The organism is Brevibacterium sp. S111 (assembly GCF_004745075.1).
In the GTDB taxonomy this organism is placed as follows: domain Bacteria; phylum Actinomycetota; class Actinomycetes; order Actinomycetales; family Brevibacteriaceae; genus Brevibacterium.
In genome coordinates this window covers 134,311-160,390 of record NZ_RHFH01000004.1, presented here as the reverse complement: position 1 = coordinate 160,390, position 26,080 = coordinate 134,311, and the positions used below count along the sequence as shown (strand labels likewise).

The window sequence follows — 26,080 nt, the reverse complement described above, 5'->3', positions numbered from 1 at the left end:
ACGCCCCCGGGTGACGGTTTCACGAGCCAGGACGACAGCGGGTTCTCACATCCGGACCTCTGCCAATTCTACCGCAGTTCCGCGTGATTATGCGGGTTATCAGGGGTTTTGGACGGTCTTGTCGAATGGTCATGGGTGGCCACTTTCTGGCCACATTCTGGCCAGAAAGTGGCCACAGGTGGGCCAGACGTGGGCACATTCTGACCACGCCTGACCGGGCAGGCTTCTGTGGTCACAAGTGGGCCAAACGTGGGCAAATTTTGGCCACAGGTGGGCCAGATGTGGCCCGGCCGCCGGAGGCGGCTCTGGAGAGCACGCGAACTCAACGAGAGAGGAACCTGATATGACAATCGCCAACACCTCCACAGATGAAACCCCTCGGGCCTGGGTCGGCAGTCTTGGTGCCTACAACGCGGGGAACCTGATCGGGCACTGGTTCGACGCTGTGGACTGCGACGACATCACCGCCGACGACGTATACCGAGGCTCAGGACTATGCCCCGAAGCCGATGAGGAGCTTTGGGTCTTCGACCACGAGAACATCCCTGTCTCCGGTGAAATGAGCCCACAAGACGCTGCCGAATGGGGACGAACGCTCGCTGAGGTGCCCGATCAGCAACGATCGGCGCTGTGCGCATGGGTGCGCAGCGGGGATTACGTCGCCTTGGGCACGGGAGACCTGCCGTCCGTCTCCGACTTCGAAGAACGCTACGCCGGTGCCTGGGATGACTTCAACGAGTACGCACGCCAGCTCGCCGAGGACATCGGCCTGCTGACCGATGTGCCCGAGGAGGTCGTTCGATACTTCGACTGGGCCGCCTGGACGCGGGATCTGGCCTTCGACTTCACCGTCGAGGATGCGCCCGGGTCCGGCGTCTTCGTGTTTTGGAACCTGTGATGACGGACAACGATCTGAAGCTCTGCTTCTGCTTCGAGTGCTCGCCACCTCAGTTCGCAGAACGTGCTTATGTCGCCCTACCGGGCAGGGGTCTCTGGTGTGTCCACACTTGCCCCCTCCACGGCCCCGTCTCGGTGGCAGAGCTCGCCGACTAGCCGGCCAGCATCTCGATCGGATCCTCACCGAGAGCGAAGGCGACCTTCTCCATCGTGAGAAGGGTGATGTTGCCGGCCCCGGTCTCCAGGGTGCGAACGTACCGAGCACTCAGCTCTAGCTTCTCTGCCAATTGCTCCTGCGTGATGCCGCGAGACGTGCGCCATGCGCGAAGATTCGAGCCGAATAGCCGTTGCAGGCGAGGCTCGAACTTGCGGTCTTCACTATGAGGCACACCTTCCAGAATCCGCCTGATTATCCACGATAACCAGGATCTATGTGTTCCGGTTGCGATAGAATAGAACCAAGCAATACGACCCATGATCACGACCAGAGAGGCTCGCCACCATGCGCCGCACCACGACGATGACCACCACTTTCGCCGCCCTCGGAGGCGCCGCCCTGCTGCTGGCGGGCTGCTCGGGCGGCTCCGACGCCTCCGCAGGTACCGACGAGACCGGCGGCGGGACCGCCGCGAACGTCTTCGAGTTCCAGACCAACGGAATCGACCCGGCCGAGGAGATCACGGTCCAGGTGCCTGACGACCTGCGTGAGGCGATGGGTACCGAGGCGGACGGGCTCGTGCTCAACGGCTTCACCGTCCGGGCCCACGACGTCGAGAGCGCCGAGTTCTGCGCCGCTGAGCTCAACCTCGACTGGGCCGATGGGCAGCCGGCCGGTTTCATCGAGAACAACACGGAGGACCTCGCCCGCGCCGAGGGCGAGCAGCAGCTGCTCGACGCGACCGGAGAAAGCTCGCTCGACTCCCTGGCCCGCACGCTCGATGAGGTCTACAGCAGCGCTGGCGTCCTCGGCGACGCCTACTCCTCGATCGGTCAGGACTCCTGGGACGAGATCAGAACTGGCTTGGCGGAGAAGGGCGAGGGGTATTCCATCTTCTCGGAGTACGCGACCGTCCCTGACACGCTCACCGGCCAGGAGATGATCGATACTTTCCTCGACACCTCGGTCGAGAACTCTGGTCTCGACGAATCGTCCGCCGTCGCCCAGCTCCTCGGTCAGGATTCCAGTGACGCCGCCTCGATCGACGAGTTTGATCCGAACGCCCCCGAGGAGGGCACCTTCGTCGCGGCCGACCATTCGTCGGCCGTCGTCGTGGGGCACTGCGCAGCCTCCGCCACCGATCCGGACAACGCCTTCGAGGTAGGCCTTGGCTCCGTTGACTCCGACGGCGAGGCCAGCTCCATCGCGGAGGTCCAGCTCTCCGTCATGACGGATGGCACTATCGGAGTTGCAGGTGAAGTCGCCAGCTACATGCGCGACGCCAACGGCAACTGGATAGCGAGCTGAGCGTGAACATGGACAGTGACCCGCGGACGGCTCTCGTCCAGCGCCTCGGATACTTACACCAGCTCCTCCAGTACATTGACGCCCAATGGCGCGCCAAAGCAGCCCTCGGCCAGCGTTATCAGGCGCCCGTGCCGTTGAAGCGGAGGTGGCGCACCTGGGTCGTGCTCCTCATCGCCGTAGGCGCAGGCATCGTCTACATCGCAGGATTCACGACGTTCGACGCGGCGATCGCGATTCTGCCCGCCGCATTGCTTATCGGCTTCCTCGTCCTACTCCTACGCAACCGCGTGGTCGTGCCCAAGCAGCATGCGATCGCCGAGCGAGAGAACGAGAGACGGGAGCAAAGCAATGCCGCGGTTCGCGCCGAGGAGCAGCAGATAGACGGGCAGCTGGTCCAAGCCGGCCGCGACCTTGCGCAGCGTGTCGGCACCGACTTCTATCCGGAGGCGTATCGTCACGAGGAGGCCGTCGCGTTCTGTGCCCAGGCCGTGCAGAACCATCGGGCGAACTCGATCACGGCAGCACTCAACCTCTACGAGACTGAGCTGCACAGGCGCCGCGTCGAGGACATGCACGCCGCACAGCTCGCCGAAGCACAGCGTGCGACGAAGATGCAGGCCGCGGGCAATGTGATCAACGCAGCGATGACCGGTGCTGCCATCGGCACCATCCGTGCTGAGGGTGCGGCCACGCGGCGAGCCAACGCTGCGAACGCGTCCCGCGTAGCCGAGGCTGCCAAGCAGCCGCGGACCGTGCATGTGAAGAAGACTGGTGGCATCTGGTAAAGCAGTTGGTCGGAGAACATGGAAGCCCCGGCAGGAGAGCATTTGCTCTCCTGCCGGGGCTTCTTCTTTCGCTCTCTCAAGATCCCCAGAGATCGCCCTCGTCGAACCCGAATCCGGTATCGATCGATTCGAGTTGTTGAGGCGAGAACAGGTGATTGCCGACCGGCTCGGGATCGCGACCGTAGGCATTTTTCTGAGCTGGGAGGAGAGAACGACTGGTCGTCGAAGTCTGCCGGTCACGGATCGGCGAGAGAGCCGAGATGTTCGCCTGACTCAGGGCGAGACAGCAGTGCGCTGCGGCAGTATGTGGCAACCGCGGATGCCTGCCGGCCACGGAGTGGCAAGGAAGCACGTTCTGTAGCCAAACTCACGGGGTGTGTAGAGGGCCTGCAAACACCATGTTTGCCCAGGTCAACCGGTGTTTAGCGGTGCTTTTAGTGCCTGTAGCGCCTGGCGCCCCAAAACTTTTCTCGATAGGCGCCCTCATGTTCAACGGGTCGCCTTTATATAAACCCTATTTCTGCGATACATCCCCTACATCGCTACAAATCACATATTTTCCCTGGTCAGAGAGCTTTTCCGGTGTAGGGCATCTGAAGCCGGGCAAGACCGACCGCTCCAGACACCGGCACCGCCAGCAGGGCTCTCCACCCGAGCGCACGCTCCCACCCGAGCACCCATGGCCAACTGCGGCCACCGGGCAAGACCGACCGCTCCAGACACCGGCACCACGAGCCGGGCTCTCCACCCGAGCGCACGCTCCCACCCGAGCACCCATGGCCAACTGCGGCCACCGGGCAAGACCAACCGCTCCAGACACCGGCACCACGAGCCGGGCTCTCCACCCCGAGCGCACGCTCCCATGCCGGCACCCATCGCCAGCTGCGGCCACCGGGCAAGACCAACCGCTCCAGACACCGGCACCACGAGCCGGGCTCTCCACCCGAGCGCACGCTCCCACCCGAGCACCCATGGCCGGCTGCGGCTGCCGGGCAAGACCGACCTCACCCGAGGCTCGGCCCGTCCGGCTGGCGCTGCTGATCAACCTGCTCATCATGCCCGGGAGCAACGTCGGGCGCCTTGCTGCGGACGTCCTCGTACACGCCATGCGCGATCTCTTCCCGCAGCTGGGCCCGCCGCCGGTTCGCGACGTTCCTCTCCCGGATCAGCTCCTGCGTCGTCTCGGAGTGCTGCCACATCCCCGTGAGGTCACCACCGAGCTCGGCATTGGTCTTGACCTCGTCGATCGCAGCCTGGGCCTTCTTGCCCTGTTCGAATGCAGCGTTGGCCTTCTCCTTCTTCGCCTGGCGCAGCCGGAGCTGCACGGCGACGGCCGAGTCGAGCTGCTGTCCGAACGCATCGAGGAACTTTGCACCGATGCCCTTGGGCACGGTCTTCTCGTCGATCCGCTCACCACGGGCCAGCACCTTGCGGGCTTCCTCGTCGAACGCCGCCACGCGGGCGTACAGCACCCGACCCTTCTCGCTCTTCGAGGGCATCTCACGCATCGGCGACCGGTATTCCTCGTCCTCACCAGAGGCGGACGGAGCGGGAGCGACCGAGGTAGTCGTGACGACCGGACCCAGAGCCGAGGACGTGTCCCCGGCGACCTCCTCGTCATCCTCTCGGGGCCGAGCGGGTGCGACGGGCAGCTTCTCCTTGGTCTCGTCGTCATGGCGCTCCTCCCGAGCGGCAGGAGCCGTCTCGGTGCGATGAGGCGCTTCCTCGACCCCCCACTTCTGAAGGAGAGCCTCGGCTGCTGTTCCCGACTCCTGCAACTGGCGGTCGACGTCGGCGCTGATGTCCAGAACCCCTGCGGCCCGCCGGGCAGGCTGCCGCGAGCCCGCTGCGCTGGGACTCTTGCTCTCGGGCTTGCTGGTCGCAGTTGTCTGCGGCTCCGACGCCGTGTGATCCTTCTGCCGGGCTGCCCTCCATGTGTGCATGGACCGTCGGAGCTTCTCACGGTCGCCCTCGTCGTCGATCGACATCCCCCGCTCGTCCAGAAGCTCTTCGACAGAGACGTCTTCCGCACGAGCCCAGTCCTCGACCCAGGCGTCGAGCTCTTCCTCGCGGACGAGTTCTTCGATCGTGGCCCTGGCCTCGGTCAGCTCGTCGTCGGTCGGCTTCGTGACCTGGCGTGCTGGCCCCACGACGGCGCTCTCGACGCGCGGCTCGACGTCCCGGCCAGCGGCGACCGCGCACAGCTGCCGGTAGATGAAGTCGGCTTCGTACTGTTCGCCGAGTGTTTCGCCACGGACGTTCGTCGCCATGCCGTCGAGCTTGTAGCTGATCTTGCGCTGCTTCGGCGGCTTGCCACGACGCCAGCCTGGGTCCTCGACCGACAGACCGTGCATGGCCCCGTACTCGGCCATGACGGCCTCGAACGCGCTGCGGTCGACCGTGCGGGGGTCGCCCATCGTGGACAGGAAGGCGTCATCGACAGATCGAGGATCGTGCAGCGCGGACCACATCGCGTCGCGGATGATGTCGTGGTTCGACCGTTCACCGCGCGAACGCATGCGACGGTCCATCACTGAGCGCTTTTCCTTCTTCTGCTCGGAGACAGGCTTCGCCTTCTGCGTGAAGCCCCATTCCGGGTTCTCACGCATGAAGACGTCATGCCGTTCGCGGACGCTGTCGATGTCCGTGAGCGCACCGGACATCTTCGACCCCGTCTGCCAGACGCGGCCTTCGACATCCATGTCCTCATAGACAACGGCGTTCGCTACCGCGTGCACGTGGAACTTCCCGCTGACCTCACCGGTCGTGGGATCGGGTGTCATGCCCTTGCCATCGGCCTGTCCAACCAGGTGGACCTGGAGCCCGGGCATGGTCTCCCGGAAGAGCGCGACCGTGTACTCGAATGCGTGAGCGACCTGTTCGGGATCCTCTGGGTTCACCTCATCGGGTCCGAAACCGATGATGAAGTGCACCGCCTCGTTCTGGCGCACGTACCCGCCCTCGTGCTTGACGTGCGTCGCCGTCTCATCGTCCCGAGCCTCACGCCAGTACCTGCGGCCACCGGGGCGAGTATCGCGCACGTGCGTGGCCTCCTCGCCGTGTTCGGGAAGCTCGAAACGGGCCGGTGACTTTCGCATCGCGCCCTGCTTGCCGTGGCGACGCCGCACTGCTGCGAATTCTTCGGTGGAGGTCTCAGGACGGCAGTGGAGTCCCGCTGCATGCAGCACTCGCTCCTGCTTTGTCGAGCCCGGCTTCGGCTTCACCGTGTACCGCAGCAGGCGCCACGCGACAGGCGTCTTGCCGATCGTCATCGAAGGCATCACAACCACCGCCGAAGCATCGTGGAACGTGCACCATCATCATCGGCCAGGAGCGCCAGGGACTCCTCGATCCGTGCCAGACGACGCGAGACCTGCTCCAATGCAGCAGCAGGCACGCGGTCGCCTGAGTTCGCTGACCGCGCAAGCTGGTTCACGTTGTTGCCGATCTTCTGGAACTGGAAGGCCGCATCCGAGTAGCCGGTTGCGTTCCGGTCCAGCGACTCCTTCAACGAGGCGATCTGGCTCTCGTCGAGGTCGACAGTGCGCAGCTCCTGTGCTCGCGAGGCATCGGTGTACTTCTCGTCGCGCAGTGTCGCAGCCGTGATCTCCACCATCTTGCGAACTGCATCGGATGATGACGACTTCCTGCCGACCAGAGCTGACTTCACGAAGGCGAAATCTTCTGACCCAGACTCGTCGAGTCGAGCGGAAACTACGGTGTTCTTGACCGGTCGTGCCGACCGAGGCTGGACACTTTCCGTGGTGGCGACGGGTCCGTCGCCACTATCGCGAGTCTCAACGCCGGAGGCGTCTCGACCGCGAGAACGGTGCTCGTCGGACACGTCCTCCTCGCCGACAGTCGGGTGCTCTATGTTCACTCGTTCCTCGTTCACTGCACCCTCCCACTGGCCAGGGCCCTGGGGCTCCATTCGTCAACGACGCATTCTGGCGAACGACTCGTACTTCCATTTTGCCCCAGGGCCCTGGCTACTGGCAAGCAATCCGACCGTTTACATTCTCGCTTCGCTCGAATGTTCCGGTCGGCACGGTAGTCGTCGCTGGCGCGACGACTACCTTTGCTTGCGAGGGGCTCCGTGTCCGCGCTCCGCGCGTCCCCTCTGCCCCTTCGAACCCCGCGGGCATGACGAAGCCCCGAGCACCAGAATCGGTGCTCGGGGCTTCGGCCAGAGGGTCTCCGCCCTGCACTACTCCGTAGCGGGGAGACTCAGTGCGTCACGCAGACGAGACAGCCGCTGGCCTTCGCCCACGTCGCCGGTGATCGCCTCGATGCCGTGCAGCTCGTACAGTGCCTCGACGATCTCGACGCACTCCCGTGAGCGCTGAGCAGCGACCTGCTGCTTCAACGTCTCCTGCTGGCGCATGACATCCGCGAGACGCTCCCGGGGAGTCTTCGGCTTCCGGCGACTCGGGGTCTTCTTCGGCTTCGACGACGCCTCCGCGCTCACTTCGGCGGCATCATACTGCCGCCCGCTCATCTCTTCATTCCGATCGTTCATCTCTTCTTTCCTCTCTAGTTTTCACCCGGCGTGTGCGTGTACGTGTGTGTCGGATGCCGACGTTCGAAGCCCTTGTAGTTGGTCTTCTGCGGATGAGGGACACACTTGCCGTAAATGTCCGGACCCCGATAAGAAGGGTTCATCCAGTCCGTGAGGTCGTACTCGGCGATCAGCGGTTCAGGGTTGATCATCAACGCCCCGGGGCGCTTGCAGACGGTGAACTTCCAGGTCGGCGAATCTGCCAGGACGTCCTTCGACTGCTTCGTGAACTCGTTGCGACTCAGCGGAATCCCTGCGGGATGCGTCTCCCGGAACCAAGCGATGAACAGCTGATAGAGGAACGCCGTGGGCAGCAAGTCCCAGACGAACTGGTCCCCGAACTCTGCCCAGTAGTCGTCGACCGGATTGTTCTCGCGCTGGAACTGCTCCAACAGGTCCTGGCAGGCCGCCGGGTTGGAGAACTCCTCATGGTTCTTCTCCAGGGCCACCCGCAGCACGTAGCGCAGGACCTCAGGGCGCTTCAGATAGTCCTGCTTGATGTACCCGCGCTCGGTGTCACCGAACCACTTCCGGAAGGGTACGAACAGCTGACGACGCGTGTACGAGGCAGACTTATCGCGTGACTTCGGGAAGTCGTTGACGCACTGGACCACGAGACCGGAGAACGACACCGAGACCGGATCCTTATACTTGCGGTCAAGAGTGAACGCATCACCGGTGATGACCGACTTGAAGTCACCGAGGTCCTTGGAGAACGCTCCCACGGAGTTCTCGTCGGTGATGATCGCCCGGGCGTGGACGAGCTCGGAGAGGGCGAACGGCTTGCTGAAGTTGGCGATCGGCACCGAAGCGCAGCCGTCGGGTCCCACGAGCTCGCGCAGCAGGGCGCAGAACGTGCCCTTGCCGTTGTTGCCCCGGCTCGAATGCAGGAAGACGGCCTTGTTCCACCGCACACCGGGCCTGAGTGCAGCGCTGATGATCTCCCACAGCAGCTCGGGCACGCCCTCGTCGTCGGAGAGCTCGACGATCCACTTCCCGATCTCCCAATCCACGCCGTCAGGCATCGTGATGACCGGAGACTCGGCCTGCGGGTCGTAGTCGACCGGCGACTTCGCCAGGAAGACGTACTTAGGATCGAACGGCAACAGCTGCTTCTTGTGGTGGTCGAAGATGCCGTTGTTGACCGGGATCAGGTGCGCATCGAGGGTGCGACCTACCACGTCAGCATGCGCCCTCAGAAGCTTGATGATTGACATGACCCTGGGCTGAGGCATGCTCGGCACCAGCTGGCCGATGAGCTTGACGAAGACCCGCTCGCTCGTTGCGTAGGTACCCTCGCCAGAACCTGACGACTGGTAGATAGCGAGCTGCGAGAAGTCGTCACCGGACTGCTTGCCCACCAAGTTCACATTCTTGATGTCGTAGCGATCGAGCATGACCCTGACGATGATCAGCTCATCAAGACAGCCGTCTACCCGAAGAGGCTTCAGCTTCTCCGCCTTGCGCAGAGTGTTCACCTCCTCGATCTTCCGCTCGGTCAACGCCAGGAGCGTGTCGCAGTACTCGCGCAGCCCTACCTGCTTTCCGGACATAGCGGCACGGTGTTCGAGGTAGGCGTCTTCGATGAGTGTGTCGCGGGAACGCCACACAGCCGTGTCAGTGGCCTGAACGTCCACCTCGGCCTGCGGGGTCGGCGCCGGGCGCTCCCGCTGGGCCTCGGCCAGCTCACGCTCCAGACGGGCGATCTCATCTTCCGCCGAAGGAGGCGCAGGCGCCGAGCTATCGGTAGAATGGTGGGAAGAATCCGCCCGATTCTTGATGGCCGTCTCGGTGTCGCCGCCGGGGCGGCTTTCTCTTGTGTTCATGCCCGACCACCGCCGACGCAATCGAGTGAGTCGAGCCAGCGATCGAGATCTTCGACCATATAAAGGGCGCGAGCGCGCGGACCATTGCCGACACGACGGTAGTCGGGGCCGGTACCCTTCACGCGCCAAGCTTCGAGGGTATGACGGCTGATGCCGAGGTACGTCGCAGCATCGCCAGTGGTGTAGGCGCGCTGCGGAATTGAACGGGTAGTTGTAGGCATGACAGAGTGATCCTTCTGAACGAGGAATCACTCCGTGGCTATGGGCGGAGCTGGCGCCATCTTCAGCGCCCAGGTGTCTACGGACCCTTGGCCTTACGCCTTCGGCTCACCATCATCAGTAGGACTCTCGCCAGGGGCGCCCCTTATCAGCGTGGATACTTGCCTTGCCTTCTAGGGTACTGGTCTGTGTCAGTCAGTGTCAACGAACATCCACCATTATTACCGATGTAACTAGTACGCTTTGGACATGTCTACATCGAGAGCATCATTGCAACCCGGGCAGCATTCCATTGACAGAGTTCCACCACGACCCTTCGGTGAGGGCTGGGCCATCGACTGGACGATCAAGCTTCCGGACGGTCAGACTGCGCGCAAGCGCTCCAGGGGGAAGACCAAGGGTGAGGCGCGCGCTCGGGCAAGGGCGGCGGCAGATGAACTCCTTGCGACCGGTCAGAACGCGGCGTGGAAAACTTCCACGCCTATTGGCCAATTCATCGAAGCCGTGACCCGCCCGATGATCACCGACAGCACCACACTCCGCGAATCCACTCGGGAGCGGTACCTCCAGACGCTCGACCTCATCCTCGGGCACTGCAGCCAGCACAAGCACAAGCAAGCCCTTGGTAACGTGCCGATTGCAACGGCTGGACGATTCCCCGCCCTGGAAGGCTCTCTCCAAGAAATTGCGCGAACGCACGGGGCAGGTACGGCTCGGCATGCTCGGGCTGTACTCACCAAGTACGTCATCAGGCCCCTGGTGCGGGAGGGCGTGCTTGCGGGTAATCCGCTTGCGGGAGAGCGGATCGACCTGGACCGCTCCTTGACTGACACCAAGACATCTCGCGGCGGCGTGGCGATCTCTGAGACAGATCATGCACGACTGCTCGACGGACTGCTCGCAATGGATCCTGCCGACGGCGTCGAGGCCCCAAAGCGGGGGCCGGCGACCTTAGGTGTCCGAGTCGCTCGCCGGCAGAATGTTCGCATCGCGACTCTCATCCAAATGACGATGGGACTGCGGATTGGTGAAGTGCGCACGCTCACGTGGGATCGGGTGTGTGATGTTTCCGGCATACCGTCTATTGCCGTGCCGTCCGAAATTGCGAAAAACAAGACGAGCCGGGTAGTCCCGTTTTTGGATTCCCGCGTGCTTGAGGCTGTTGAAGCTCATCGCGAAGAGTGCGGGGGAGAAGGGTATGTCATCGGCACGCCCACGGACCGGTCGAAGATCTGGAATAAAGATAATGCGCAGAAGGCCATCAAGGAGGCATACCAGGAGTGGGCCGAAGTTTACGGGATCCCCGAGCTTCGAGACGCTCGGTCACATGTGTGGAGGGCGACCTTGAACACGATGTATCTAGAAGTTCCCGAGGTTGCGCGCACCGCATACTTCGGTCACACGGCACCGGTGAGTCGGGAGCACTATACCGATTTGGCGCAGGTGGGGCCGATGTTGATCGCTGCCGAGCAGCGTCGGTCGAAGGGTACGCACTAGAGTACGCATTGAGTCCCGTCTACCGCTGTCAATCACCATCCGTCGCTATCAACCGTGGAGACACTTAAATACGGTCTTACCTGGTAAAATGATTACCATTGGTGTGATTCATGGCGTCTGCCTCCGGAGCAGAAGGTCGTAGGTTCGAATCCTGTCGCGGGCACCACGTACCGTCCATCTCATCAGGTGAGGTGGACGGTTCTGCATTTCCGCCTCGAGTGGTCGGCGATGCCGACACGCTCTAAGGTAGTCGGAGGAGAACCCCGAACCGCGATGTGAGGCATGCGATGTCGAAACCTGCTGATGAGCCCTTGCGCGCCGCCTCGGCGGACGAATCCGATATCGTGCTGCGGGCGCAGGATCTGCGGAAGAGCTTCGGTCGCGGCGACACTGCCGTCTGTGCTCTCGATGACATCAGCGTCGACTTCGAATCGGGACGCTTCACCGCCATCATGGGTCCCTCCGGCTCCGGCAAATCGACCTTCATGCACGTACTGGCCGGCCTCGACCGCGTCGACTCCGGCTCGATCATCATGCGCGGCAAGGACATCACACGCCTCAACGACCGGCAGCTCACTCAGCTGCGGCGTGATCGCGTCGGCTTCATCTTCCAGGCCTTCAACCTCGTCCCCACTCTCAGCGCCGAACAGAACATCGAACTGCCCGTGTCCCTGGCGCGGAAGAAGATCGATCGGGAGTGGAAGGCCGAAGTCGTCGAACGCCTCGAACTCGGAGATCGTATGCAGCACCGGCCCCACGAACTCTCCGGCGGTCAGCAGCAGCGCGTCGCCGTAGCTCGAGCTCTGCTGACCCGTCCGGATGTCATCTTCGCCGATGAGCCCACCGGCAATCTCGACTCCCATGCCGGGGCCGAGGTGCTGTCGCTGCTCGGTCGCGCCACGACTCTCTACGGGCAGACGATCATCATGGTCACTCACGACCCGGTCGCGGCCTCGCACGCCGACAGAGTGGTGCTGCTCAAGGACGGGCGGGCCACAGGAGAGGTCCGTCAGCCCACGCGGGAGAGCGTGGTCACAGCACTGAGTGAACTGAGCACTCTGTGATCGCTGTCGCGCTGGCGCAGATCCGGATCCATTGGGCCCGGTTCCTCGCCATCGGTCTCGGCATCGCCCTGGCAGCGGGATTCGTCGCTACAACGCTCATCATCAATTCTTCGCTGCAGAGCAGCCTCGAAGGTGCGGTCGGACGATCATTCGCGCACGCGGATCTCACCGTCATCCCCGACGAAGACGTCTTCGTCGGGGGAGACGAGGTCGCTCCGCTGCTCAAGCCCATGTCGGAGATCGAGGGCGTGCGCTCCGCGTCGCTGTCGGCGCGAACCCTGACCACCGGGCGGGGGACCGCGTTCTCAGAGAGCTCCTTCGCCCTGTCACCCGTGCCCGCCGATGAGCGACTCGACACCTTCACCATGGTCTCCGGCGACCGCCCGGAGGCAACCACCGATCTCGTCCTCGACACTCGGACGGCCGCCGAGCTCGACCTCGGCATCGACGACGAGGTCCGCTTCAGCGTCGACCCGGTGCCGGTCGAGACCGGAGATGCGGACATGCCCGTCTACCGCGGGCCCAGCCACAGCAGCATCACCTTCACCGTCGTCGGCATCGCCGAGATGGGACAGGACCCCGGACTGCCCGGGGCCACCCGTGCACTGACGACGGCCTCGGGCTACCAGGAGTACTTCGCGCAGCAGGGCGATGTCATCGCCGTCCAGATCGCCCTCGACCCCGATGCTGACCCGGACAGGGTGTGCGAAGAGCTGCAAGCGGTCATCGACTCCTCCGCGCTGAACGGCAGCCTCAATGCCCTCAGCGTCCCCGACGCCGTGTCCGTCAAGACCGATCGTCTCTCGGGCGGCAACATCGCCGTGACGGGACTGCTGCTCGTCTTCGCCGGCATCTCCGTCGTCGTCGCCATCCTCGTCGTGTCGAACACGTTCTCCGTCATCGTGGCCGGCCGCCGTCGCGAACTCGCGCTGCTGCGCTGCCTCGGCGCGACCCGCCTCCAGCTCTACAGCTCCGTCGTCGCCGAAGGACTCCTCGTCGGACTGATCGGCTCGATCTTCGGTGTCGTCGCCGGTGTCGGAGTCAGCTGGGCCCTGATGGAAGCGGCCGTGCGCTTCTGGCCCGACGAATTCCCCTACGAAACCCTGTCCGTACCCGTCTCCGCGCTCCTCGTCGGCGTCGCCGTCGGCGCGGTCCTCACGATCATCGCGACGATCCGCCCGGCCCGCAGCGCCATCGCGGTGACACCGCTCGAAGCCCTCCAACCCTTCGACGTATCGGTATCCCCGTCGACCCGCAGACGTCGGCGACACCTCGTGGGCGTCGGCGTCATGCTCCTCGGTGCGGCTCTCATCATCGTCTCCCTCTACGCCGTGTCGACGACAGAGGTCTGGATCGCCGGCGGCGCTCTGGGCGGAGGTCTCATCGTCACCGGACTCATCATCGGTTCGACGAGGATCATCCCCCCGATCGTCGGCTGGATCGGCGAAGTCGCTGTCAGTCCCTGGGGCGTTCCTGGCCAGCTGGCGACGCTGAACACCCTGCGCAACCCGCGTCGAACCGCGACGACTGCGACGGCGCTGATCATCGGCGTGACTCTCGTCGCGACCATCCTCGTGGGCGGGATGTCGACGAAGGCGACGCTGAGCCACGGACTCGACCAGCGCTATCCGGTCGACATCGCCGTGCCCCTGTCGGGACTCGTCGACGCCGATGAGCTCGACGATGTGCGCGAGATCCCCGGGGTCGCTCGTGCCATCACCGCTCACCGCGCCGAGGCGGTCGAGGACTTCAAAGGCGCCACACCATCGGTCTTCGTCGTCGACCCGGAGACTGCGGCGACTGTGCTCGGCGATTCCGCCGCCGACCTGGTCGCCGGCCGCGTCGTGGTTCCCGAGGACTATCCGGACGCGACCGTGCGGGTCCGCGGTCTCAACGAGCTCAACGTGCCCGTGCGCAAAGAAGGGCTGTCGAGCCTCGCTTTCTTCACGACCCCCGATGTCGGCAACGACCTCGGCATCTCGGCGACGACGACGGCGGTGCTCATCCGCCTCGACGAGGATGTCGACATCGACGAGATCACACGGATCCAACAGTCCGTGGCTGAAGCTCTCGACGTGCCCAGCGACGAGGTCGGCGGGTCCGCGGTCGCCCGGGGCGCCTACTCCGAACTCATCGACGTTCTGCTCGCCGGTGCGGTGGCGCTGCTCTTCGTCTCCGTGCTCATCGCGCTCATCGGAGTCTCGAACACCGTGAGCCTGTCCGTCATCGAACGCCGACGGGAGAACGCACTCATGCGGGCCCTGGGGCTGAGCATCGCCCAGCTGCGGGCTCTGCTGGCTCTGGAAGCGGTGCTCATCTCGTCGGTCGCGGCTCTGCTGGGCCTCACCCTCGGCGGGGCGCTGGGCATCGTCGGCACACGACTGGTCACCCACGACTACTCCACCGAACTCATCGTCGACTTCTCCGCACCCTCCTTCCTCGGCATCCTCGGGGTCGCCATCGTGGCAGGAATCCTCTCGGCCCTGGTGCCGGCCCGACGCGCCTCGCGACTGTCTCCCGTGGAGGGCCTCAAACTCGACTACTGAGCCCGAAGCCGTCCGTCGAGCGACCCCGACGACAGGAATGCCTGTGGGAGTCTGATAGGAAAGAGCCCATGAACTCTGCGCGCACACGCATTCTGATCGTCGTCGGAATCGTCATCGCCGCATTCAATCTGCGGCCCGGAGTCACCGGTCTCTCGCCGCTGCTCGACGCCATGGGCGAACAGATCCACCTGAGCGCAGCGTTCCTGGCGATCATCGGCATGCTGCCGCCGCTGCTCTACGGACTCAGCGGCTTCATCACTCCGCGGCTCTATGCCCGCTTCTCCGGCCTCGGCCTGACACTGGCCGCGATGATCATGGTCGCCATCGGCCTGGGAGCCCGCTCCGTCATCGATTCTCCCGCGCTCTTCCTCGCCCTCAGCGTGCTCGCTCTGCTGGGCATGGGCATCGGCAACGTCGTCCTCCCTCCGTTGGTGAAGTCGTACTTCCCAGACCGTGTCGCTCTGATGTCGACCGTGCATGTCGGCCTGCTGCAGTTCGGCACCTTCATCCCCCCGCTCGTCGCGGTTCCCCTCGCCACCGGGTTCGGTTGGCGCGGGTCCTTGCTCGTCTGGGCCGGATTCGGTGTGGTGGGCGTCGCCGTCTGGATCCTCATCCGGCTGATCAGGCCCGCACCGGCCACCGAAGTCGCCGCCGCCGTCGTCGGCGGCAGCGAACTGGCCCGACTCATGCGCAGCAAACGTGCGTGGGCGCTCATGACGATGACGGGGCTGACCTCGTTCAACAATTTCATCCTCTTCACCTGGCTGCCGAGTCTGCTCACCCGCTCGGGGTTCGACGCGGCGTTCGCCGGGGCCATGCTCGCGCTCGTCACCGCCATCCCCCTCGTCCTCGGCTTCGTTCTGCCCGCGCTGGCACAGAAGATGGCCTCGGCCTACCTCATCGTCGTCGGCTTCTGCCTCAGCCTGGCCGTCGGCTATATCGGACTGTGGCTGCTGCCGACCGTGGCCCCGGTGCTGTGGACCGTGCTGCTCGGAATCGGAATCTCGACCTTCCCGCTGGCCCTGACGCTCATCACTCTGCGCGCCCGCGACGCGGAATCGGCGGCGTCTCTGTCGGGATTCGTCCAAGGCGGAGGCTATCTGCTGGCCTGCACCGGCCCGCTCATCTTCGCCTTCCTCGTGCAGAGCTTCGACAGCATGTGGCCGGCGTTCTCCGTCGTGCTCGTCTCGGTGGCAGTGAAATTCCTCGTCAGCCACGCCGCGTGCCGCCCCGGGGCGATCTGAGGCCGGTCGTCTCGTCATGAGAGCGAAGATGACACCTGATTCGTCCCCGCAGACCGGCCCCGAGTACTCTGTTCGAGTGACCCCGGAAGACCTGCAGACCGCACTCGCACGCGCTTTGGCGACGGCTGATTCGGGTCTCGTGTCTCCGGGGGCCGATTCGGAGGTCGACCTCGTCGCACCCGCCCGACACGGATTGGGCGACTGGTCGACGCGTGTGGCGCTGCGGACCGCGGTCGAACCGGGCCGCCGTCTGGCACTCGCCGAGCATCTGTGCGCCGAACTGCGACTGCTTCCCGAAGTGGCCACCGCTGTGGTCGCCGGGCCCGGGTTCGTCAACATCGGGCTCACCGACTCCGCACGTGCGCGCGTGGCATTCGACATCATCGCCGCAGCCGAGTCGTCGGCGACCGGCACCGAGGCGGCCGCGACAGAATCGCGGCGATGCTGCGGCAGTCTCTTCGACGCGGCTGCCGACGATGCCGCGGTGTCCGTGCTGCAGCGCGGACATGCGGCCGCCTGCCGGGAACGGCGTCGGGCCGAGTGGGCCGAGATCACCACGGATGCGGCCGAACCCTCTCGCCTCAACCACCCGAGCGAAGCTCGTCTGCTCACCGCCATCGCCTCCGTTCCCGCCGGACTCGAACGCTCGTGCCGCCTCGGCGAGAGCGAACCGTTCCTCAGCTGTCTGAGCCTGGTCGCGGCCGCGGCCGAGGACTGGCTGAGCCGGTGCGCGGTGACTCCGACCATCAACGTCGACATCACCGCACTGCATGCTTCGCGGCTCGTGCTCGTGCGAGCCGTCATCATCGTCCTCGCCGCAGGACTTCGACAACTGGGTGCTTCGGCCCCGGAGAGGATCTGATGCCCGCACATATCGCAGGGACTCTGCACGCGACCCCGGCACCGGTGTGGCTGCCCTATCCTGACGACGTCAACGCGCTGCTGCCGAGCCTGTGGTCGGACAATGTCACGAAGACCGACGACGGTGTGCTCACCATCGCCGGCCATTCGGTGACCGACCTGGCAGAGCAGTACGGCACGCCGACCCTCGTCATGGATGCCGCTGACTTCCGCACCCGGGCAGAAACCTATCTGACGACCTTCACCAGCGCCTTCTCGCCCGAGAAGGGACTGGCTGGAGCCGATGTCTTCTACGCCGGAAAGGCCTTCCTGTGCACTGCGGTGGCCCGGTGGGTCCATGAAGCCGGCCTCGGCCTCGACACCTGCTCATTGGGCGAGATGATGATCGCCCGCGCCGCCGGAATCCCAGGGGACCGAGTGGGCCTGCACGGGAACAGCAAATCCGTCGCGGAACTCGAGTACGCCCTCGACTACGGCGTCGGACGGATCTTCGTCGACAGCCTCGATGAGATCACCCGGCTCGAAGCCGTCGCCGCGGCCAAGGGAGTCTTCGCCCCAGTGATGCTGCGAGTCACCGTCGGCGTCGAAGCCCACACCCACGACTTCATCGCCACCGCGCACGAAGACCAGAAGTTCGGTCTCTCACTCGCCGACGGCACCGCCGCACGAGCCGCCCAGATGGTCGCGGACTCGGCGCATCTGCGCCTCGACGGACTCCACTCGCATATCGGTTCGCAGATCTTCGACATCTCCGGCTTCCAGGTCGCCGCGGCCAGAGTGCTGGCCTTCCGCGCCGAAGTCATGGCCGAACACGGCATCGATCTGCCCGATGTCGACCTCGGCGGGGGCTTCGGCATCCGCTACACCAGCCAGGACACTCCGATCCCGGTGGCGGAGATGGCCGAGGAACTCGCCGCAGTCGTGCTCAAGGAATGCCGCGGACTGGGCACGAACGTGCCGCGTGTCTCCATCGAACCCGGCCGCGCCATCGTGTCCCCGGCCGTGTTCACCCTCTACGAAGTCGGCACCGTCAAAGAGGTGAGCACCGACAGCGGAACCCGCACCTACGTCGCCGTCGACGGCGGCATGAGCGACAACATCCGCACCGCGCTCTACGATGCGGACTACTCATGCACTCTGGCCAATCGAGCCTCGGGAGCGGAGCCGGCGATCGTGCGCGTCGTGGGCAAACACTGCGAATCGGGCGACATCATCGTCCGTGACGAATACATGGGGGCCGACGTCACCGCCGGCGACCTCGTCGCAGTCCCGTCGACGGGCGCCTACTGCCGGTCCCTGGCCAGCAACTACAACCACCTGCCCCGGCCGGGTGTGCTCGCCGTTGAAGCCGATAGAGTTGAGTGGATCGTGACCCCCGAAGACCATTCGCAGATGTTCGCCACCGACCCGGGGATGGTCGGTGGAGAGCAGGAGAACAGATGAGCGTCAACGACAACAGCGGAAAAGGTGAGGATATGCAGGCACTCAAGGTTGCCATGCTCGGATGCGGAGTCGTCGGCACAGAAGTCGCCGCCCGCATCCAGAACCGTGCAGACGGCCTGGCCGAACGCATCGGCGCCCCATTGGAACTCAGCGCCATCGTCGTCCGCGATGCGACGAAGGCACGTCCGGGCATCGACGAGAAGCTTCTGACGACCGACGCCGAGGCGGCCATCGCCGGAGCCGATATCGTCGTCGAGCTCATGGGCGGGATCGAACCGGCGAAGTCGCTCATCACCGCGGCGCTCAAACAGGGGTCCTCGGTGGTCACGGCGAACAAGGCGCTCCTGGCAGCCCGATACGGTGAGCTGATGTCCGCCGCCGATTCGGCCGGTGTGCGACTCGAACACGAAGCCGCCGTGGCCGGAGCCATCCCGATCATCCGTCCGGTCGGCGATTCGCTGGCCGGTGACCGGATCGAACGCATCATCGGCATCGTCAACGGCACGACGAACTTCATCCTCGACCAGATGGACTCCGAAGGCTGGGACTTCGACCGGGCGCTGAGCACCGCTCAGGAACTCGGCTACGCCGAAGCCGACCCGACAGCCGATATCGGCGGCCACGATGCGGCGGCGAAAGCCGCGATCCTGTCCTCCCTGGCTTTCCACGCTCCCGTGTCGATCGACGACGTCCATGTCGAAGGCATCGAAGGCGTCACCGCAGACATGGTCGAGACCGCCCGCGACCAGGGCTTCGTCATCAAGCTCCTCGCGGTCTGCGAACGCGTGGCTTCGTCGCCCGCCGGTGCCGGTCTCTCTGCCCGCGTCTACCCGGCGCTCCTCGATCGCAACCACGCTCTGGCCTCCGTCCGGGGTGCCTTCAACGCGGTGTTCATCGAAGCCGAAGCCGCCGGCGAACTGATGTTCTACGGGCAGGGAGCTGGGGGAGCTCCGACGGCTTCGGCGGTGCTCGGAGACATCGTCTCAGTGGCTCGGCGGAAGGTCCTGGGCGGACGCGGACAGTACGAGCGTCCCTTCCACGACGACTACCCGATCCTGCCCATCACGGCGATCACCACCCGTTACCACATCACCCTCGACGTTGTGGACCGTCCCGGTGTGCTGGCGTCGGTCTCCGAGGTGTTCGCCGACGAGGGCGCGTCGATCGAACTCATGCGCCAGACCATCGGCGACATCGACGAGCAGGGCGTCCAACACGCCAAGCTCGTGCTCGCCACCCATTCGAATACCGATGCGACGCTGCGGAAGACGGTCGATCGACTCAGCGATCTCTCCGTCGTCCATGCCGTCAATTCCGTGATCCGCGTAGAAGGACAGTGACAATGAACTACCCCAGACACCAGTGGCAGGGCGTCGTCGAGGAGTACCGCAGTCTCCTCGACATCTCTGCGGACACTCCGGCGGTCACCCTCGGCGAAGGCGGCACTCCGCTGATCAAGGCGGACAAACTCAGCGCACGCACCGGCGCTCAGGTGTGGGTGAAGTACGAGGGTCTCAACCCGACCGCGTCCTTCAAGGATCGCGGCATGACGATGGCGATCACGAAGGCCGTCGCCCACGGGGCGAAGGCCGTCATCTGCGCGTCGACGGGCAACACCTCGGCCTCGGCGGCCGCCTACGCCACGAAGGCCGGTCTGACCTGCGCCGTGCTCGTGCCCACCGGCAAGATCGCCCCGGGCAAAATGAGCCAGGCCATCGCCCATGGTGCAACGCTCCTCGAGGTCGACGGCAACTTCGATGACTGCCTGACGCTGTGCCGCAAACTCTCCGAGTCCTACCCGGTCCACCTCGTCAACTCGGTCAACCCCGACCGCATCGAGGGCCAGAAGACCGCGGCGTTCGAGGTCGTCGACGTCCTCGGCGATGCCCCCGACATCCACGTCCTGCCAGTCGGAAACGCCGGCAACATCACCGCGTACTGGAAGGGCTACACCGAATACCGGCAGCACGGCATCGCCGAACGTCTGCCGCAGATGTGGGGCTTCCAAGCCGCCGGCGCCGCTCCTCTGGTGCTGGGCCACCCGGTCGACGAACCGGATACCATCGCCACGGCGATCCGCATCGGCAACCCGGCGAGCTGGAACCAAGCAACGACGGCTCGTGACGACTCCGGCGGCTTCATCGATTCGGTCACCGACGACGAGATCCTCGCAGCGCACCGATTCCTCTCCAGCGAAGAGGGCATCTTCGTCGAACCCGGATCGGCCGCCTCGGTGGCGGGTCTGCTCAAGTCGGCCGAGGCCGGAAAGGTTCCCGCCGACGCGACGATCGCGGTGACCGTGACCGGGCACGGTCTCAAGGATCCTTCCTGGGCCCTGCACACCGCAGACGGCTCCGAGATCGAAACCAGTCGGGTCTCCGTCGACGCCGTCAGCGCCGCCCGCGCGCTCGGCCTCGAGGACAGCTGAGCGTGCGGCTGCGACTCGAGGTCCCGGCCACCTCGGCGAACCTGGGGCCCGGCTACGATTCCTTCGGCCTGGCCCTGAACATCGTCGACACGCTCACCCTGACCGTCCACGACGCCCCCGTCGACCCGGCCACCTGCGTCGAGGTCGCAGGGGAGGGCGCCGAGGTGCTGCCGCGCGACCGCTCGCATCTGATCATGCGCATCATCGGCGAGGTCCTCGCCGCGGAGTTCCCCGGCGCAGAGACGGGCTTGGCCGAACGACTGAGTCTGCACTGCATCAACCGGATCCCGCATTCGCGCGGGCTCGGCTCCTCGGCCGCGGCCGTGGTCGCCGGGATCGGTCTGGCCGTTGAACTCGGCCGCGAGTACACCGGGATCGAGCTCTCCCGCGAACGGGTCCTCGAACTCGCCACCGCGGTCGAGGGGCACCCGGACAATGCCGCTCCCGCGATCTTCGGCGGGCTCACCGTATCCCTTTCCGACCCGGTCCTGTCCTGGCAGGTGCCGGTGCGCACGCTCGATGAGGTCACGGTGCTCATCCCGGCGGTCCGTTTGGACACCGACGTCGCCCGAGGGCTCATCCCCGCCGCCATCGATCATGCGATCGCGGCGGAGAATTCGGCCCGGGCAGGACTGCTCGTCCACGGTCTGGTCTCCGATGCCTCGGTCCTGTTCGAAGCCACTCGCGACCAGCTGCATCAGGAATTCCGCCGCAGCGCCTACCCGGAATCCATGGCACTCGTCGATTCGCTCAGGACGCAGGGGCTGCCGACCGTGATCTCCGGTGCCGGCCCGACGGTGCTCGTCCTCGCCGAGGCGGTGCCCGAGTCCGCGGTGCCCGCCGATGTCATTGCGATGCGCACCGCGATTGACCTCGAGGGATACCGAGTGAGCCGAGAAAATTGACGAAACGATTCGCAAGATCGGCTCCGAACAAGTAGACTGTGGGTGTTCCGACAGTGCACGGCTTCCTGCTGTTCTTCACAGGTTCGCCGCCGATGTCATATATTCTGGAACATCTCCTGCTCATTCTTTAGCAGGTTTTCTTTCACAACGCACCGTCAATGGTGTTTCCGTCGCCGTGAGCAAACGGCACATGCCGCACGGCCGAAAGAGGGAGAAGGACCTTCGTGTCTGAAACCACCACTCAGGATTCCACGCCCCGTACCGGCAGCCTCACAGCGCTGCGGTTGCCTCAGCTTCAGGAAATGGCAGCCGGCCTGGGAATCAAGGGTTACCGTCGTCTTCGCAAGAGCGAATTGATCGACGCCATCAACAGCCATTCAAGCGGATCTTCGGAGACGAAGGCCGCTTCTGTCGAGAAGAAGCCCGCCGCCGAGGAATCGCGCAGCAAGGCCCCGAAGTCGGAGGCGAAGCAGGACGAACCGAAACAGGAGGCGACGGGTCGTCGCTCCTCGCGTCGGGCCGCCGCTCCGTCGGCCGAGGAAGCTCCGGCACTCATCGTCGAACCGAAGTCCGATGCTTCTGCGCAGTCCGATGACTCCGCACAGGCCGATGAGTCTGCCGAGCACTCCGGCGGCCAATCGTCGGACGACGGCGATCAGGAACGTCAGCGTTCCCGTCGCAGCCGCAGCCGGTCGCGCAGCGGCGAGAGCCAGAACGACGACCAGGATCAGGGTTCCGACGAGTCCTCCGGTCGCGGCGGTCGCAGTGACCGCGGCTCGGATCGTGAAGGACGCGGCGGACGGGACAACGACCGTCGCAGCCGAAACAGCGACCGATCCGACGACGACCGCGGCGGCAATGACCGCGGCGGCAACGACCGCAACGGCGGAAACGACCGTGGCGGCAACGACCGCGGACACCGCAATGACCGTGGCGGCAACGACCGCAACGGCGGAAACGACCGGGACAGCCGCAATGATCGGGACAACCGCAACGGCGGAAACGATCGCGACAACCGCAACGATCGCCGCAACCGGAACAATGACGACGACGATCGCGGCAACCGTCGCGGACGCGGTCGGGACCGGAAGCGCCGCGGTCGCGGCAACGATGAGCCGGACATCCGCCACGATGATGTGCTCATCCCCGTCGGCGGCATCCTCGACGTCCACGACAACTACGCCTTCCTCCGCACCTCCGGTTACCTGCCGGGGCCGAACGACGTCTATGTCTCGGCCTCGATGGTGCGCAAGAACGGCCTGCGCAAGGGCGATGCCGTGGCCGGAGCGATCCGCCAGCCGCGCGAGAACGAACAGCGCAACAGCAAGCGTGAGAAGTTCGATGCACTCGTCCGCCTCGACTCCGTCAACGGACTGACCGTCGACGATGCGCGCTCCCGGGTGGAGTTCTCGAAGCTGACGCCGCTCTACCCGCAGGATCGTCTGCGCCTCGAAACCACCTCGAAGCTGCACTCGACTCGACTCATCGACCTCATCACCCCGATCGGCAAGGGCCAGCGCGGTCTCATCGTCGCGCCTCCGAAGGCGGGCAAGACGACGATCATGCAGCAGATCGCGAATGCGATCACGGAGAACAACCCCGAAGCGCACCTCATGGTCGTCCTCGTCGACGAACGCCCCGAGGAAGTCACCGATATGCAGCGAGCGGTCAAGGGTGAGGTCATCGCCTCGACCTTCGACCGTCCTGCCGATGATCACACGACGATTGCCGAACTCGCCATCGAACGCGCCAAGCGCCTCGTGGAGATGGGCTCCGATGTCGTCATCCTCCTCGACAACATCACTCGCCTGGGACGTGCCTACAACATCGCCCAGCCCGCTTCGGGCCGCATCCTCTCCGGCGGTGTCGACGCCAACGCGCTCTACCCGCCGAAGAAGTTCTTCGGCGCAGCGCGCAACATCGAAGGCGGCGGTTCGCTGACCATCCTCGCCACCGCCCTCGTCGAGACCGGCTCGAAGATGGACGAAGTGATCTTCGAGGAGTTCAAGGGCACCGGAAACATGGAGCTGCGCCTGAGCCGTCAGCTCGCCGACAAGCGGATCTTCCCGGCCATCGACGTCAACTCGTCGAGCACCCGCCGCGAAGAGATGCTCATGACCAAGGAAGAGACCAAGGTCATGTGGCAGCTGCGCCGACTCCTCTCGGGACTCGAACAGCAGCAGGCAGTCGAACTGCTCATGTCCAAGCTCAAGGAAACCGGTTCGAACGTCGAGTTCCTCATGCAGGTGCAGAAGACGACACCCCTGCCGAAGTCCTCGACCGACAACAGCTGAGATGGCCGACGACACCCTCACGGCCAGCGTCAGCGCACTGCTCGATGAGCATGCGCGGGTGCAGGAGGAACTCTCCGACCCCGCCGTGCATGCTGACGCCGGCCGGGCGAAGAAGCTGACCAGGCGGTACGCGGAACTCGAAAGAGTCGCCGCGGCCGCCCGGCGCTTCGCCCAACTCGAGGCCGACCACGCCGCAGCCGTGGAACTGGCCGACGATGATGATGATTTCGCCGCGGAAGCCAAACGTCTGTCCGTGGAGATGGAGAACGTCGAGGGTGAGCTCAAAGACCTCCTCGTGCCCAGGGACCCCGATGACGCACGCGAAGCGATCATCGAGATCAAAGCGGGGGAGGGCGGCGACGAATCCGCACTCTTCGCCGCAGATCTGCTGCGCATGTATCAGCGGTGGATCGATTCGCGCGGCTGGTCGAGCCAGATCCTCGATGCCACGCACTCCGACCTCGGCGGATACAAGGACGTCAGCATGGCCGTCAAAGCGAAGGACGAAGGTGCCTACGGCTGGTTGAAGTTCGAAGGCGGAGTCCACCGCGTCCAACGCGTGCCCGTCACCGAGTCCCAGGGCCGCATCCACACCTCAGCCGCCGGAGTGCTCGTCTTCCCCGAAGTCGACGAGCCCGAAGAGATCCAGCTGGACGAACACGATCTGCGCATCGACGTCTACCGGTCCTCGGGACCGGGCGGTCAGTCCGTGAACACCACTGACTCGGCCGTGCGCATCACCCACCTGCCCACCGGCATCACCGCGAGCTGTCAGAACGAGAAGTCGCAGCTGCAGAACAAGGATGCGGCCATGCGCATGCTCCGGGCTCGGATCCTGGCCAAACAGGCCGAGGAAGCCGCCGCTGAAGCCGCCGACATCCGCCGCTCCCAGGTCCGCACCGTCGACCGATCCGAACGGATCCGCACCTATAACTTCCCGGAGAACCGGATCACCGACCACCGCACCGGGTACAAGGCCTACAACCTCGACCAGGTGCTCGGCGGAGACCTCGACCCCGTCATCGGCTCCTGCCGCGAAGCGGACAAGGCCGCACGCCTGGACGCACTGGGAGACTGAGCTGGACACCGTCACACCCGCACGCGTGAGCGACGTCCTGCGCGGCGGCATCGCCCTCTTCTCCGAGGCGGGAATCGCCACCCCCGAGGCAGACGCCGTCGAGCTGCTCGCTCACGCCTGGCACATCGACCGAACCGTGCTCAGCCGTCGTCGGCTCTTCGACGACATCGTCCCCGCAGAGACGACTGCGGAATTCGCACGACTGTGCGAACTGCGACGGCAGCGGATCCCGCTGCAGCATCTCACCGGCATCGCCCACTTCCGCCACCTCGAACTGCGGGTGGGCCCCGGGGTGTTCGTCCCCAGACCGGAAACCGAACTGCTCGCCGGAGCGGTGCTCGCAGAACTCGCGGAGCTGAGCGGAGAACGGCCCCCGTTCGTCATCGACCTGTGTTCGGGTTCGGGCGCGATCACTCTGTCCGTGGCGACCGAACACAACGGCGCCGTTGTGATCGGTGTCGAGCGCGAAGCCGACGCCCTCGACTGGGCACGGACGAACCTCGATCACACCCGCCTCGGCGATTCGAGTGTCGAATTCGTCCACGCGGATGCGACGACACTCACACACGGGCGTCCGGAACTGCTCGGGCGGGCCGATGTCGTGGTGACGAATCCTCCCTATGTTCCGAACGCAGCGATTCCCCGCGATCCCGAGGTTGCCGGTCACGATCCCGCCGCCGCGCTCTACGGGGGTGAGGACGGGTTGGAAACGCCTGAGCTCATCATCGCCCAGGCTCTGCAGCTCCTCCGGCCCGGCGGACTCTTCCTCATGGAACACAGCGAAGAACAGGGCCCCGGCGTCCGCGAGCTGCTTGCGACGACGGCCAGCCTGACAGCTGCCGTCACTCACCAGGACTACACTGGACGCGACCGCTATACGGTGGCACGCCGGCAGACGGAGGAATGACTGATGACGATGCGGCACCACCGCTGAAACGCAGAGTCATCGAAGCCACAGCCCAGAGATTCG

General features: G+C 65.0%; 21 protein-coding genes. 15 read left to right on the top strand and 6 right to left on the bottom strand.

Features of this window, described 5'->3' with window-relative positions; translation table 11 throughout:
• Positions 1-343: 343 nt before the first annotated feature.
• On the top strand, positions 344-898 hold the full coding sequence (locus tag EB836_RS06445; protein ID WP_135538684.1) for an antirestriction protein ArdA: 555 nt from the start codon (positions 344-346) through the stop codon (positions 896-898).
• A gap of 151 nt (positions 899-1,049) precedes the next feature.
• Here the strand turns inward: EB836_RS06445 and EB836_RS18640 are convergent, their stop codons facing one another.
• The gene (locus EB836_RS18640) at positions 1,050-1,373 is read right to left on the bottom strand and encodes a helix-turn-helix transcriptional regulator (protein WP_135538682.1); all 324 of its coding nucleotides are present in this window, start codon (positions 1,371-1,373) and stop codon (positions 1,050-1,052) included.
• A gap of 26 nt (positions 1,374-1,399) precedes the next feature.
• On the opposite strand from EB836_RS18640, the gene EB836_RS06435 reads away from it, so the two are divergent.
• Both EB836_RS06435 and EB836_RS06430 read left to right on the top strand, forming a co-directional pair.
• The gene (locus tag EB836_RS06435) at positions 1,400-2,362 is read left to right on the top strand and encodes a hypothetical protein (RefSeq protein ID WP_135538680.1); all 963 of its coding nucleotides are present in this window, start codon (positions 1,400-1,402) and stop codon (positions 2,360-2,362) included.
• Between the two features lie 2 nt (positions 2,363-2,364).
• Positions 2,365-3,147 (top strand): hypothetical protein, encoded by a 783-nt coding sequence (locus EB836_RS06430; protein ID WP_135538678.1) that lies wholly within the window; start codon positions 2,365-2,367, stop codon positions 3,145-3,147.
• A gap of 1,004 nt (positions 3,148-4,151) precedes the next feature.
• On the opposite strand, the gene EB836_RS06425 is transcribed toward EB836_RS06430, so the two are convergent.
• From EB836_RS06425 to EB836_RS06405, 5 genes are all read right to left on the bottom strand, one after another.
• Complete coding sequence (locus EB836_RS06425; protein WP_205683318.1) at positions 4,152-6,428, bottom strand: hypothetical protein; 2,277 nt, start codon at positions 6,426-6,428, stop codon at positions 4,152-4,154.
• Positions 6,428-6,763 (bottom strand): MobC family plasmid mobilization relaxosome protein, encoded by a 336-nt coding sequence (locus EB836_RS18145; protein ID WP_167854372.1) that lies wholly within the window; start codon positions 6,761-6,763, stop codon positions 6,428-6,430. The genes EB836_RS06425 and EB836_RS18145 overlap by 1 nt, the downstream gene beginning before the upstream one ends.
• A gap of 591 nt (positions 6,764-7,354) precedes the next feature.
• Positions 7,355-7,666 carry a hypothetical protein gene (locus EB836_RS06415; protein ID WP_135538672.1) on the bottom strand — a complete coding sequence of 104 codons (312 nt, stop codon included), beginning with the start codon at positions 7,664-7,666 and terminating at the stop codon, positions 7,355-7,357.
• Between the two features lie 14 nt (positions 7,667-7,680).
• Positions 7,681-9,531 (bottom strand): phage/plasmid primase, P4 family, encoded by a 1,851-nt coding sequence (locus EB836_RS06410; protein ID WP_135538670.1) that lies wholly within the window; start codon positions 9,529-9,531, stop codon positions 7,681-7,683.
• Positions 9,528-9,752 carry a helix-turn-helix domain-containing protein gene (locus EB836_RS06405; protein ID WP_135538668.1) on the bottom strand — a complete coding sequence of 75 codons (225 nt, stop codon included), beginning with the start codon at positions 9,750-9,752 and terminating at the stop codon, positions 9,528-9,530. The genes EB836_RS06410 and EB836_RS06405 overlap by 4 nt, the downstream gene beginning before the upstream one ends.
• Positions 9,753-9,999: 247 nt before the next feature.
• Between EB836_RS06405 and EB836_RS06400 the strand changes: the two genes are divergently transcribed.
• The 12 genes from EB836_RS06400 to prmC all read left to right on the top strand — a co-directional run bounded on the left by EB836_RS06400 (position 10,000) and on the right by prmC (position 26,017).
• A complete protein-coding gene (locus tag EB836_RS06400) occupies positions 10,000-11,247 on the top strand; it encodes a site-specific integrase (RefSeq protein ID WP_135538666.1) in 1,248 nt (415 codons plus the stop codon).
• Positions 11,248-11,534: 287 nt separating this feature from the next.
• Positions 11,535-12,311 (top strand): ABC transporter ATP-binding protein, encoded by a 777-nt coding sequence (locus EB836_RS06395; RefSeq protein WP_135538665.1) that lies wholly within the window; start codon positions 11,535-11,537, stop codon positions 12,309-12,311.
• Positions 12,308-14,857 carry an FtsX-like permease family protein gene (locus EB836_RS06390; RefSeq protein WP_135538663.1) on the top strand — a complete coding sequence of 850 codons (2,550 nt, stop codon included), beginning with the start codon at positions 12,308-12,310 and terminating at the stop codon, positions 14,855-14,857. Before EB836_RS06395 ends, EB836_RS06390 begins: the two co-directional genes overlap by 4 nt.
• Positions 14,858-14,925: 68 nt before the next feature.
• Positions 14,926-16,101, top strand: coding sequence for an MFS transporter (locus EB836_RS06385; RefSeq protein ID WP_135538661.1), 1,176 nt, complete (start codon positions 14,926-14,928; stop codon positions 16,099-16,101).
• Between the two features lie 76 nt (positions 16,102-16,177).
• Complete coding sequence (locus EB836_RS06380) at positions 16,178-16,963, top strand: DALR anticodon-binding domain-containing protein (RefSeq protein ID WP_167854371.1); 786 nt, start codon at positions 16,178-16,180, stop codon at positions 16,961-16,963.
• A complete protein-coding gene (lysA, locus tag EB836_RS06375) occupies positions 16,963-18,405 on the top strand; it encodes a diaminopimelate decarboxylase (RefSeq protein WP_135538657.1) in 1,443 nt (480 codons plus the stop codon). The genes EB836_RS06380 and lysA overlap by 1 nt, the downstream gene beginning before the upstream one ends.
• 32 nt (positions 18,406-18,437) lie before the next feature.
• A complete protein-coding gene (locus EB836_RS06370; RefSeq protein WP_135538851.1) occupies positions 18,438-19,745 on the top strand; it encodes a homoserine dehydrogenase in 1,308 nt (435 codons plus the stop codon).
• 2 nt (positions 19,746-19,747) lie between these two features.
• Positions 19,748-20,833 (top strand): threonine synthase, encoded by a 1,086-nt coding sequence (gene thrC / locus EB836_RS06365; RefSeq protein ID WP_135538655.1) that lies wholly within the window; start codon positions 19,748-19,750, stop codon positions 20,831-20,833.
• A gap of 2 nt (positions 20,834-20,835) precedes the next feature.
• Positions 20,836-21,738, top strand: coding sequence for a homoserine kinase (thrB, locus tag EB836_RS06360; protein ID WP_135538653.1), 903 nt, complete (start codon positions 20,836-20,838; stop codon positions 21,736-21,738).
• Between the two features lie 224 nt (positions 21,739-21,962).
• A complete protein-coding gene (gene rho, locus EB836_RS06355; RefSeq protein WP_135538651.1) occupies positions 21,963-24,032 on the top strand; it encodes a transcription termination factor Rho in 2,070 nt (689 codons plus the stop codon).
• A gap of 1 nt (position 24,033) precedes the next feature.
• Positions 24,034-25,110: a peptide chain release factor 1 gene (prfA, locus tag EB836_RS18415; RefSeq protein ID WP_135538649.1), complete on the top strand. Its 1,077-nt coding sequence runs from the start codon at positions 24,034-24,036 to the stop codon at positions 25,108-25,110.
• Between the two features lie 25 nt (positions 25,111-25,135).
• Positions 25,136-26,017 carry a peptide chain release factor N(5)-glutamine methyltransferase gene (gene prmC, locus EB836_RS06345; protein WP_167854367.1) on the top strand — a complete coding sequence of 294 codons (882 nt, stop codon included), beginning with the start codon at positions 25,136-25,138 and terminating at the stop codon, positions 26,015-26,017.
• Positions 26,018-26,080 lie beyond the last annotated feature (63 nt).